Here is an 11,631-nt window from a genome sequence, read left to right as displayed (position 1 = left end):
TATCACTTTATTAGCGGTCAAAAAATCTATGGTAAGACGTCGCCAGCAAAACTCATCACAAAAAACGCCAACAACGGGCTTTGTACGCATTATTAGTGGGTTATGGAGAGGTAGAAAGCTCCCTGTTCATGATGCAGAGGGCTTACGCCCAACCACGGATCGCGTAAAAGAAACCCTGTTTAACTGGTTAGCTCAAGATGTACCGCAGGCGAAGTGTCTCGACTTGTTTGCGGGCTCAGGCGGTTTAGGCTTTGAATCAGCTTCACGCCAAGCTGACCAAGTAACTATGATTGAGCTAAATCCACAAGCATTTCAGCAACTGCAAAAGAACGTAACTTCCTTGAATGCCAACAACATTCAAGTAGTGAACACTGATGCAATTAGCTTTTTGCAGCAACCAGGGACACCTCACCACGTAGTATTCATCGATCCGCCATTCCGCAAAGGATTATTGGATGAAACCGTGACCTTGCTAGAGCAAAACGGCTGGCTTGCTGAAGATGCGATGATTTATATTGAAACTGAAAAAGAGCTGAACATTGCTGGGCTACCAGAGAGCTGGCACCTACACCGCGAGAAAACCGCAGGTCAAGTGAGCTACCGTTTATACGAACGCTCACCAGCTTAAAGCCTCGATTTAAAAGGATAGTTAAATGAAAGCATTATTGATAATGGCTAAAGCGGCCATCGCCTTTGTCTGGTTCGTGTTGATCCTCAACTTCTTTATGCCATTCCCTGGCAAAGCAGCGATTGCGTTGTACATCATGACCGCTTTCTTGTTCATCATGCACGGTTTGCAAATGGCGATCTTCATTGGTGCATTTGGCGACAAGATTAAGATGAGCGCATGGGAAAAGTACTCCATTTTGATTTTTGGTATTTTTGCTCTGCTCGATATTCGTCGTAAGCACATGATGTAATAAGACAGATAAACGAAAGCCGCTCATAAGAGCGGCTTTTTTGTATTTATCATCTCGGTAATGGCTCAGCCCATGTAGCTCTTCACCCCATCAAGGAACATTTGGGTAGATATCATCACTAGCAGTAGTCCCATCAATCGCTCAACGGCTTTTAAGCCACGCTCTCCTAGGATACGGTGGAAGAAGCTGTAGAACATCAAAATAAAGAAAGTCGCGCCCCAAGCAATTAACACGGCGGCAGACAGCTCCATAATCTTATCGGGATGCTGAGAAGAAAGTAAAAGCAGCGCTGCAATCACCGAAGGTCCCGCAATCATCGGGATAGCCATTGGTACAATAAACGGCTCTTCGCCGGCAGCCAATCCAGTAATGCTGCCAGCGCTTGGGAAAATCATCTTAATGGCGATGATAAACAGAATGATACCACCAGAAATACTCAAGGTTTCAGGCTGAACATGAAGGAAGCTCATGATGCTCTGCCCTGCAAATAAGAACAGCATCAAAATCATCAAGGCAAACACTAACTCACGGATCAGTACTTTGCGACGACGCTTTGCATCGAGATGTTTGAGAATGGATAGCACAATCGGCAAATTGCCGAGCGGGTCCATAATAAGAAACAGCATGGTCGCTGCAGAAAGAATGTCCATGTTCTGACCTCGACAGGAAAATTGGCGGCCAGTATAACAAAGTGACTACATGAATATATGTTTGAAGGCGAAATGCATTTATCGCCTTCACAGAACAACGCTTAACCGCCGCTTAGTGATTGCAAACGCGCGCCATGTTTACGACAAACTTACCTTCTAGCTCGCGTACTTTTTCTCGCTTTAGCAAAAACTCTAGCAATGCATCTAAGTCTAGATCATTCAGCTTACAGGTATGAAAGCGTGCCTCAGAACCAAAGTGACCCGCAAGCTCATCACGGTTCATTGGGGTTTCACGAAGTAGGTTCAGTAGATTGTGAGCATGAATTTCAGTCATTATTGACTCCGGTCATCAAGTTGAATTCGTCCAGTTTACTGAAAAAAAGACGAGGTACTTTGACCTGAGTTAGTAAATGATAGAGGCAACAATTAACGCATGAGCAAAAAAGTAGCTGCCACTCACCCAGACATAGGCGCGTTTCATCGGCTTACGATAGCCATGTATTGCATAAGCTAAGGCGGAATAAATCATCACTAAGGTGCCGCTAAACCCGAGCGCACTAGCAAAGCTCGGCACTTGCAACCACACCTCTCCCGCAGCCCAAGCCAGTTGAACCAGCATAATGCCCATAATCACGACCGGAAAGACCATGGAATCCAATTGTGGCAATAGTAGGAAAAACGCGACGATACTTGCTGCGAGAAGCAGAGCTAACAACCACCAAACGATGTCACCATTGAGCTGAACCCAAAATGATTTGCTATAGCAGATTTGTGCTAGGAGATAACCCGCGAAATAAAGAGGTTTGCGAGATTTAAATGAATGAAGAGTGTCAGCAAACATCGAAACCACTAAACCACCAACGATCCAATATGTGTGTGGTGCTGAAGAACCTTCGGTCAGTGCCAAAATCAGCAGCAATAGCAGAGTAAAGATTTTAAATGTGAGAGACTGCGTTGGATTGGCTTGTTTCGCCCCCAACACGGAATACATCCCCGATAGCCCTATCGCTAACCAACTCCACATGCCGATACACCTTTCACGTAATCTCGCCGCTAGTCTAGGTAGACCAATCTTGATGTAAAGATGCAATCAGTGAAAGTTGGATCTCGATAGCGAATCGCAACATTTTGTAGCCGCAACTTACTCAATTAATGGTTATCGTTTTTCTCGCAATCATTGAGGTGAATGATTTAGTGAAAGCAATCAACGGCAGCGAAATAAATTCGCTGACTTTCAATAAATTGAAAAACAAACCGCCAATTTGTTCGCCATGCAACCGTTATGGACAAATAACCGACACAAAAACCAAATCCACCACCTCTGACCACTCAGAAAGCTAAAAACACCGTTCCATAACAAGACTCGTAACTACCAGAGTAGTAAAACCTCAGGTTAAAAGTTCAAACAACCACACCTAACCACATGATATAAAAAAGAATAGTCAACAAAAGCAATAAAAACCTAACCTTAGCTATTGTAGATTATAGCTAAAGCCTTTTGATACTGTAGTTTTCTCATTAGATAGGAAAAATAAGACGAAATAGACGTCCATAAGTGTTCACTTCATTAGCACAAAACCTAATTTTCTCAACTTTTGAGAAATTCAGCAAAAATAGCCAACCAACATCACCACCCAGACAAGAAACACTATTTCATCATAAGATTACTCATATTTAACACAATAAAATCATATACTTAAAAACAAAAAGAAGAGAAAAACAACAAGTCGAACACTTAAAGAACAGCACAAAAAACACAGTTTTATTAGTCAATTTAGGGTAAAAACAGTTAAGTTAAGTGCGAGTTTTGAAAACTTTTCCGCTTTAAAGTTGATCAAAGCTCAAAAACAGTGCTATATTATTTACATCGAGTTCATCAATGATTTTAGGGGTAGTGTTATGATTTCTTCTTCTCAAAAACAAGGGCTGGTAATGATTGCAGTGGTTGTTGGTTTAATGACACTGCCAATGATGTACTAAGTTACTGTTTAAAATAAAAAAGGGACGCTTTCGCGTCCCTTTTTTATTATTCAAATTTTATCGTCTACAAATGCTTAACCAGAATGTCCCAATGCATGTAGTAGAAACCAAGTGCAGCGAGCGTAATCAAGGCCATTAACAAAATCGCCGCTCGCCAAATAAAGCGTGAACTTCGTGGTGTCAGCTCCTTTTCGCATGCATCGCACGCAGCTAAGAAACCTTTTCGATCGTCCAGCTTGTAATCCTCTTCGTGAACAACCTTGTTTCTTACGGTCGCAATAAACCGCAACTTAGCAACAACGTCATGCGGCAAGCGCTCTTCACAACTAGTGATAAGCTGATGTAACCCTTTCCCTTCCGCGTGGTATTGCGTACGCAGAAGTTTCTCGATCGTTCGGGTACGCATGACTACTTTCTCAATATCTGACATCGTAACCCTCCTTACTTGACCCTTCCTTCGTCAGTCATTTCATTCTTCTATAAATTTAGAACTTTTTCGAGCCAAAAGGTGCAAATTTCCTTTTAAATTGTGCTCTTGAACGCATATAAAATGTGAAGTGCGCCGAATAAAATCTACGACGCTTTTACTAGATCACGAATAATTTATCTCAACTCATAGTTTAATCAGGGAGTTCTGTAAAATAGGTGCCAATGAAACATTGGAGGTTATCATGCCAATCTCACTTATTTTGGCTTTGTTCGCTCTGATTGCGCTCGGCGCATGGGCGTTTTTCCGCTTCTACAGCAAACATTACTTTGGCGAAGATGCACCTGAGCAAAGTGCTCAAGTGACCATCTTAGACAAACAAGCAATAGAAGTACCGGATGCAGAGCCAGGTCAAGACGATCAAGAATATTGGATTTATGTACAACGCGGTTCGATTGGACCAAAACGCGAATTTCAAATCGGTGTGCACTATTACCACGCACTCAATCCGGGTGATAAAGGCACACTGACTTACCGTGGCGATAAGTTCTTACATTTCGCCTTAAAGCGCTAATCTACGGTAGCAACCAGCGAGTCTTGGCGGACTTGGAGAACAGATAGCTCATCGCCAAGGCTCCAGCACCACTCAATACAATCCAGACAGGAATCACCCATGCAGGGTGGCCTTGATACCAACCGAATGCTTTCATCGGCCATAAGAAGATTGGGTGAAGAAGATAAATGCCTAAACTGTGCTGGCTAATAAAACTCACCACTTTTTGCGCTTTCGGTGCCAAGCCCTCTCCAAAGTAACGACACAACATAAAAATCATCGATGCTGCGAGAATCACATTCAATGTTTTGTATGAGAACCAGCGCCCTACTGTGTATTTGTCTGCTTCTAAACTGTTGGTCACAACCATAGTAAACGTCACTGCTAATGCCACCAACCCAAACGCAGTAAACGCCGTCACAACGGAACGGTTTAATGGAATTTTCTTAAACAACACATACCCTAACGGTAAATACCCCATGTAAAGCCAATATTGATTACTCCATGGTCCATCAATTTTGAATAGGAATAAGGTGCTCGTGAACAACCAAAGCGCTAAGTAGGTGTAAATAACGCTGTCATCGACATTGCGAACCATCCATTGAAACAACGGAATCACAAAATAGAGTGGAATAAAGTAGTAGAAAAAACCAAGGTGATAATAAGTTGCATGATACGGACTGTTACTCACCACTTCTTTTACCGTGGCAAAATCAAAACCTTGCGCTGTCCAACCCGATAAATACGCGTAAAACATCGACCAAACCAAAAAAGGCACCAGCACTTTGCCTAAACGTCGTTTGACGTAGTATTTGGCATCAAAAGGACGCGTATCGCTGAGCATCAATGCACCAGTTATCAAAATAAACACTGGCACCGCCCAACGCGTCACGCTGTTCACTCCGACTGCCGTCGCCCATTGATCGAATGGAATCACGCCCAATTCATTACGATATGGCGCTAACACGTGAATAGCGATCACTGCCACAGCAGCGACACAACGTAATAAGTCGAAAAACAGAACCCTTTCTCTCATACCCTTTCCTAGTTTGTGTAACTTCACGTCTATAGCATAGGGTAATTTTCGCTCAGTTAAATAGTTAACAATCTGTTTTTGCTTATTTTTAACTCAGCTATGAAGCTCTAATAACATTGATCTGCACAATAGTTAGCGACAAATCCTATTGTACAAATAGGATCACCAGCCCTAAGCTTTCTTGGATATGAAACAGATTTAGCCGTTTCTTTCCATTAGGATGCTGGACAGATTATTAAGAGAGGTCTTTATGAAGAAAACATTATTAGCATCACTGGTTTGTGTAGTGGCTTTAGCTGGATGTAATCAAAAGGAAGAGACCGTGGCACCAACACAATCGCAATCGGAAGCGAACCCTATCTGCAGCACGGAAAATCTTGCTGGCGGCTGGTCACAAGGTGAAGTAACACCTGAGGCTCAGCAAGCGCTCGACTTTGTTCTTGGGCAGATGAATACCGCTGCTAAACTAAAAGAAATCTTGAGCGTACGAACTCAAGTCGTGAATGGCATTAACTACGCGATTGAATTCGAAATGGACAATGGTGAAGTCTGGAACACCATCGTTTACCGTTCGTTAAAAGGTGATATGGAAATGAAGCAACCGGCACAGCAAGGTCGCCTTTGCCCATAACCAAGATTTACTGATTTGCGATACTGAATCGTAAATACAAAAATGGCTCCCAATATGGAGCCATTTTTATTTCTAACTCGTAAATCGATTTAAGCCGTAGCTACTTTGGTTTTTGGTAGCTTGATAGAAATGACCGTTGTCAGCGCTAAGAAGGCAAAGGACACCCACAAACATGCAGCAAGCCCTGCTTCTTGGTAAATCCAACCAGAAAGAACCGTACCGATCAAACGTCCCATCGCATTCGCCATGTAGTAGAAACCGACATCCAATGAAACACCGTCGCCTTTTGCGTAGCTGACGATTAGATAAGAGTGCAAAGATGAGTTCACCGCAAATACGGCACCAAAAATCATCAAGCCCACCACAATAACAAGCTCTGGTTGCCAGCCAATCTGCACGCCGTAAGCAATTGCACCAGTGATAACAGCAAGGATACCAGCCCAAATTAATGCCGCGCTGCCATCTGGCACTCGACCTTGCGCTTTACCGGTAATACGAGGTGCAAAGCCTTGAACGAATCCGTAAGCAATCACCCAAGCTGCCAGGAAGCCGCCTACCATCAGGTGATCCCAACCAAATACGCTGCCAAGGTAAATCGGCAGTGCAACAACAAACCACACATCACGAGCACCAAATAGGAACATACGCGCTGCAGAAAGGATGTTCACCGATTCTGACTTAGAGAAAATCTGACGAAATTTAGGTTTGCTCTTCGCCTTACCCATATCCGCTTCTAACCAAACTAAACTGCACACGAAGACAATCGCCAACACACTTGCCATGATGATCATCGAAGTTTGGAAACCAAACGCTGATAGCAATAAACCACCAACAAAGAAACCCGCACCTTTCAGCGCATTCTTCGAGCCCGTTAAGATTGCAACCCACTTATAAAGTGCACCTTGTTGCTCGTCTGGCACTAAAGTTTTGATCGCGCTCTTGGCACTCATCTTATTTAAGTCTTTGGCAATACCCGAAATTGCCTGCGCAGCCATTACCCAAGGAATGGTCAACCAAGCACTGGGCACAGCCAACATCAGCAAAGCAAAAATCTGCATCCCTAAGCCGACGTTCATGGTTTTGTTCAAACCAAGTCGAGCACCTAGCCAGCCGCCAACCAAGTTGGTCACTACGCCAAAAAATTCATAGAAAAGGAACAGCGAAGCAATGGCTAAGCTTGAGTAACCTAAGTCATGGAAGTAAAGCACCACCAGCATACGTAGTGCACCATCCGTCACGGTGAAGTTCCAATAGTTGAACGTCACCAGCATATACTGACGGATACTTTTGCTTAGTTTTGAAATCATAACGACCTCAGATGTACAGCATTTAGAGTATTTAGATCATGATGTTCCAAATGCTCTATGACCTGAACACCAGCATTGAGTCATCTCAATACTGGCGCTAAATAGTGAAACAAGAACTGATGAGATATCTAAATATTATTCATTAAAAAACAATAGGTTAAATACAAAACCAATAAACAAGAATCACATAAATTGGTAAGCCATTACGGCATAAAGAGAGCTTTTGGATCATGATGTACCAAAAGCCCTATAAGCTGATCAAGCGTTTTGAGCTACACGCTCGATGTACTCAACTTGTACAGGCTTTGTGAAAGCACCAGGACGTAGCGCTTGCACTTCACGCACGATGTCTTCTAGCGCCCAATCTTTCTCTAGCAATAGGTGTGCAGCGAACAAACCTGTGCGACCAGAGCCACCCATGCAGTGCATTGCAACCTTGCCATCTTGAGCTAGAATCGCGTGCAGTTCAGGACTCGCTTGTGACCATTTAGCAGCGAACTCTTCGCCCGGAGCACAGTCATCTTCAATCTCAATTTGGAACCATTTCATGCCCAACTGTTGGGTTAATTCGCCCAACGCAGACACGTCTTTAGACGCTAATTCAACATCATCAAGGGCAGTAACAATTGCTTCTACGCCTTGCGCTTTTAGCTGCTCTAGCGAAGCTTGCAGTTCAACACCTTTGGTGCCTGGACATGGAGTCAGTACCAACGCGCCCGCTTCTAAATCTAATTGCCATGTAGGATGAGACATCTTAAAGCTCCTTATGCCATACCAACGTTACGAACCAATTCTGCAGTACGCGTCGCGTAACCCATTTCGTTATCGTACCAAGCGTAAATCTTCACCATACGAGAACCTACTACCATGGTTGATTGCGCATCAACGATCGTTGAACGTTGGTCGCCTTTGTAATCAATAGAAACCAATGGGCGCTCTTCAAAGCCAAGGATGCCTTTTAGCTCGCCTTCAGAAGCTTCTTTCAGTAATGCGTTAACCTCTTCTGCTGTGGTATCACGTTTCACATCAAAAATAATGTCAGTGAGTGAGGCGTTTGCTAGAGGAACACGAACCGCGTGACCGTTAATCTTGTCTTTCAACTCAGGGAAGATTTCAACAATCGCTTTTGCACTGCCCGTTGTGGTTGGGATTAGGCTCATGCCACACGCACGTGCACGACGTAGGTCTTTGTGCGGCGCATCCAGAATCGTTTGTGTGTTAGTTAAATCGTGAATCGTTGTGAATGACGATTGTTCAATGCCCAGTTTTTCGTGAATCACTTTCACAACAGGTGCAATACAGTTCGTTGTACAAGACGCTGCGGTTACGATGCGGTGCTGCGCAGGGTCGAAGATGTGGTCGTTCACACCCACTACGATGTTAGCTACGCCGTCTTCTTTTACTGGTGCGCTAACAACAACACGTTTTACGCCTTGCTCTAGGTATTTGTTTAGGAATGAGGTTTTGCGATGAACGCCCGTTGCTTCAATCACAACATCACATTGACCCCAGTTCACAGCATCGATATCACGCTCTTGTGAAGTCGTGATGCGCTTACCGTTGATCACCATGTCTGTGCCTTCAACTTGCACTGCATGGTTCCAACGACCTTGAACTGAATCGAACTCAAGTAAGTGACCCAGAGTCGCCGCATCACCCGCTACATCGTTGATGTGTACGAACTCTAGTTCTGGCCAATCAAACGCTGCGCGTAATGCCAAACGACCAATTCGACCGAAACCGTTAATACCTACTTTAATCGTCATAATCTTCTACCTTTAAGCTTTCGCTGGTTAACAGCACGCTGCGCGAGCTTTGTCGTGCAAACGTGAAATATCTTCTTGGTACTCTTGCTTCAAGCAGTTCGAGGCTACCAAGTCATCAATCAATTTTTGCATCCATCCCGGTAATTGATCTGACAGCTCGTAGTACACCCATTGCCCCTGACGTTTATCAACCAAAATACCATTTGATCTTAGCTGAGCCAGATGGCGAGAAATCTTTGGTTGGCTTTGTTGTAGCGCATGGGCTAAATCACCAACACAAGTTTCCCCTTCACGAACCACCAGCATTAAGCAACGCACACGAGTCTCGTCGGAAAGAAGTTTGAAAAACTGATGTGGAAGCATACCTACATACCTATATATGGATATGCGTATATAGTTATTTAAAAATAGAATAACGTCAAGCGATCGTGCTCGACTGTAATAAAAGTTTAATATTTGATCAGATTAGGCGCCAGAAAAGGTCTGGCTCCAGCGAACGGCTTCGCCAAGTTCAGACTTAACATCATCCACAGAAAGTCCGAGTTGCTGGGAGAATTGCTCAACGCCTGCCCAATCGGCACGTTCGTAGCACTCCTCAATTGCCAGCAACGCGCCGTATTCACCTTGGCGATGCAACAAGGCTTGCTGCACGGAAGGACTTAAAGGCAGCTGTCCCACTAAAGATTCCACAGACAAATCAAGCATGGCGTCGAGAATCGATAACAAGCCAACCATAAAACCCTGCTCGTTGAGATGTGCAAAAGGTTGATAGCGCGACATAGCTTCGCAGAATTGAGCGCGTTGCAAAGATAAGTTGTACAACTCGCGCGGCTTCTGCCCGGAGATATATGACGCAACCACCAGTGAGACAAACATTTTGAGCTTCTCTTGCCCAAGGTAAATCAAAGCTTGGCGGAATGAAGTGATGGTCACTTCTAACGTGGTCGATTGTGTATTCACAAAACGCAGTAACTTGTACGACAGCGTGACATCTTGAGTAATGATGTTTTCAATCCGGTCAAAGTCTGGATCGGGGACACACACTTCTCGAAATAGCTTGAGCGCCAACACTTGCTCGGGACTCACGTATTTAGTCTGCATCACTTCAGGCTTGCTGAAGAAGTAGCCTTGGAAGAATTTAAAGCCTGCCTCTTTGGTCGCTTCAAACTCAGCTTCGGTTTCTACTCGCTCAGCTAAGAAATGGTATTTGGTGCGCTTTTTAGTGTGCTTCTTAACTAAGTCGCATGCCTTTTTTAGCCCCATCGCCATGATATCGAGTTTCACGATATGGACATACGGTAAGAACCGGCGCCATTCATCAGTCAACGTGAAGTCATCAAGCGCGATCAAATAGCCTTCACGGTACAGTTCGCGAATGGCTTCAAGCAGCTCATCGGTTGGTTGGCAGGTTTCGAGTACCTCAACCACGATTTTGTTTTTCGGCAAGCTTCTTGGCAGCCGACGCAGCAAACTTTGGTGAGGAAAATTGATGAAGCATCGTGAAGATGCAATCAGAGGATTGGTTCCGACAGAGAGAAAGTTCTCTACTATCAATCGGTATGTCGCCCTGTTTGAATCGATGTGCGCAGGATAGGCATTACTTTCACCATCACGGAACAACAACTCATATCCCAGCGTCTGTCTTTTACGGTTAAAGATTGGCTGGCGGGCGACATATGCGTTTTTCATTCGAAATTATTGTGCTTTTTATAACTTGTTACTTAGCTGCCGCTAATAATGCACCACATCCCATGAACATTGAACCGAATACTTTATTAATTTTGCCCATGATCTTATCTGAGCGAATAAAGCGTCCCATTTGTGCGGCCAAACTGGTGTAGCCCAGCATCACAAACGCGTCAATGGTCACCGTCGTCACGCCCAATACCAACAGCTGAGTTAGTTGATCTTTCGCTGGATCGATAAATTGTGGAAACAGTGCCACCAAGAATACGATCGATTTCGGGTTAGTCAGGTTGATAAGAATGGCTTTGTACAACAGAGAAGTACCTGACATGGTTTGGTGACTTTCGGTCGCAACCAAGCCGGATGTATCACGCCACTTTTGAATGCCGAGCCACACAAGGTAAGCTGCACCAACCCATTTGATCACAGTAAATGCCGTTGCCGATTGCGCGACTAAAGCACCAATGCCAGCGCCAACCAAAGCAATATGAATTGCCAAACCAATCTGTAAACCAACGATAGCACCCAATGACTTGCGCGTGCCGTAACTCAAACCATTACTGATTGAGTTGACGGTGCCAGATCCCGGAGCCAGACTAAAAACGATTGCAGTTACCACATAGGCTAACCAAACATGGGTATCCATTGCATTTCCTCAATAATTCTTCGATGATA

At 44.3% G+C, this 11,631-nt stretch carries 15 protein-coding genes; 4 read left to right on the top strand and 11 right to left on the bottom strand.

The window, feature by feature from the left end; translation table 11 throughout:
- Positions 1-28: 28 nt before the first annotated feature.
- Positions 29-628 carry a 16S rRNA (guanine(966)-N(2))-methyltransferase RsmD gene (gene rsmD / locus AACR11_RS13110; RefSeq protein ID WP_005452007.1) on the top strand — a complete coding sequence of 200 codons (600 nt, stop codon included), beginning with the start codon at positions 29-31 and terminating at the stop codon, positions 626-628.
- Between the two features lie 25 nt (positions 629-653).
- The gene (locus AACR11_RS13105) at positions 654-920 is read left to right on the top strand and encodes a DUF1145 domain-containing protein (RefSeq protein WP_009695933.1); all 267 of its coding nucleotides are present in this window, start codon (positions 654-656) and stop codon (positions 918-920) included.
- Positions 921-985: 65 nt separating this feature from the next.
- Here the strand turns inward: AACR11_RS13105 and AACR11_RS13100 are convergent, their stop codons facing one another.
- From AACR11_RS13100 to AACR11_RS13085, 4 genes are all read right to left on the bottom strand, one after another.
- Complete coding sequence (locus tag AACR11_RS13100; RefSeq protein ID WP_005452008.1) at positions 986-1,570, bottom strand: YhgN family NAAT transporter; 585 nt, start codon at positions 1,568-1,570, stop codon at positions 986-988.
- Positions 1,571-1,682: 112 nt separating this feature from the next.
- Positions 1,683-1,904: a YecH family metal-binding protein gene (locus AACR11_RS13095; protein WP_005452009.1), complete on the bottom strand. Its 222-nt coding sequence runs from the start codon at positions 1,902-1,904 to the stop codon at positions 1,683-1,685.
- A 69-nt stretch (positions 1,905-1,973) separates the two neighbouring features.
- Positions 1,974-2,594, bottom strand: a complete 621-nt coding sequence (locus AACR11_RS13090; protein WP_009695934.1) for a lysoplasmalogenase — start codon at positions 2,592-2,594, stop codon at positions 1,974-1,976.
- 1,020 nt (positions 2,595-3,614) lie between these two features.
- Positions 3,615-3,980 (bottom strand): hypothetical protein, encoded by a 366-nt coding sequence (locus AACR11_RS13085; protein ID WP_005430355.1) that lies wholly within the window; start codon positions 3,978-3,980, stop codon positions 3,615-3,617.
- Positions 3,981-4,221: 241 nt separating this feature from the next.
- Here AACR11_RS13085 and AACR11_RS13080 point away from each other — a divergent pair, with 241 nt between their 5' ends.
- The gene (locus AACR11_RS13080) at positions 4,222-4,551 is read left to right on the top strand and encodes a DUF2500 domain-containing protein (protein ID WP_009695938.1); all 330 of its coding nucleotides are present in this window, start codon (positions 4,222-4,224) and stop codon (positions 4,549-4,551) included.
- 1 nt (position 4,552) lies between these two features.
- On the opposite strand, the gene AACR11_RS13075 is transcribed toward AACR11_RS13080, so the two are convergent.
- The gene (locus AACR11_RS13075; RefSeq protein ID WP_005452013.1) at positions 4,553-5,566 is read right to left on the bottom strand and encodes an acyltransferase; all 1,014 of its coding nucleotides are present in this window, start codon (positions 5,564-5,566) and stop codon (positions 4,553-4,555) included.
- A gap of 250 nt (positions 5,567-5,816) precedes the next feature.
- Here AACR11_RS13075 and AACR11_RS13070 point away from each other — a divergent pair, with 250 nt between their 5' ends.
- Positions 5,817-6,197, top strand: a complete 381-nt coding sequence (locus AACR11_RS13070; protein ID WP_009695940.1) for a cystatin domain-containing protein — start codon at positions 5,817-5,819, stop codon at positions 6,195-6,197.
- An 89-nt stretch (positions 6,198-6,286) separates the two neighbouring features.
- Here AACR11_RS13070 and arsJ read toward each other — a convergent pair whose 3' ends face one another.
- The 6 genes from arsJ to rhtB form a co-directional block, all read right to left on the bottom strand.
- A complete protein-coding gene (gene arsJ, locus AACR11_RS13065; RefSeq protein WP_017817450.1) occupies positions 6,287-7,504 on the bottom strand; it encodes an organoarsenical effux MFS transporter ArsJ in 1,218 nt (405 codons plus the stop codon).
- Positions 7,505-7,762: 258 nt separating this feature from the next.
- Positions 7,763-8,257: a cyclin-dependent kinase inhibitor 3 family protein gene (locus AACR11_RS13060; protein ID WP_029789246.1), complete on the bottom strand. Its 495-nt coding sequence runs from the start codon at positions 8,255-8,257 to the stop codon at positions 7,763-7,765.
- An 11-nt stretch (positions 8,258-8,268) separates the two neighbouring features.
- Positions 8,269-9,270: an ArsJ-associated glyceraldehyde-3-phosphate dehydrogenase gene (locus tag AACR11_RS13055; RefSeq protein WP_005430364.1), complete on the bottom strand. Its 1,002-nt coding sequence runs from the start codon at positions 9,268-9,270 to the stop codon at positions 8,269-8,271.
- Positions 9,271-9,297: 27 nt separating this feature from the next.
- Positions 9,298-9,633, bottom strand: coding sequence for a metalloregulator ArsR/SmtB family transcription factor (locus tag AACR11_RS13050; protein ID WP_005452016.1), 336 nt, complete (start codon positions 9,631-9,633; stop codon positions 9,298-9,300).
- 102 nt (positions 9,634-9,735) lie between these two features.
- Entirely contained in the window at positions 9,736-10,959 is a 1,224-nt protein-coding gene (locus AACR11_RS13045; RefSeq protein ID WP_005452018.1) for an EAL and HDOD domain-containing protein, read from the bottom strand.
- Between the two features lie 28 nt (positions 10,960-10,987).
- Positions 10,988-11,602 carry a homoserine/homoserine lactone efflux protein gene (gene rhtB, locus AACR11_RS13040; RefSeq protein ID WP_005452019.1) on the bottom strand — a complete coding sequence of 205 codons (615 nt, stop codon included), beginning with the start codon at positions 11,600-11,602 and terminating at the stop codon, positions 10,988-10,990.
- Positions 11,603-11,631 lie beyond the last annotated feature (29 nt).

The organism is Vibrio sp. L85, from assembly GCF_963871815.1.
Classification (GTDB): Bacteria; Pseudomonadota; Gammaproteobacteria; order Enterobacterales; family Vibrionaceae; genus Vibrio; species Vibrio harveyi.
The sequence above is the reverse complement of the archived record's forward strand: the minus strand, read 5'-3'. Positions and strand labels throughout refer to the sequence as shown.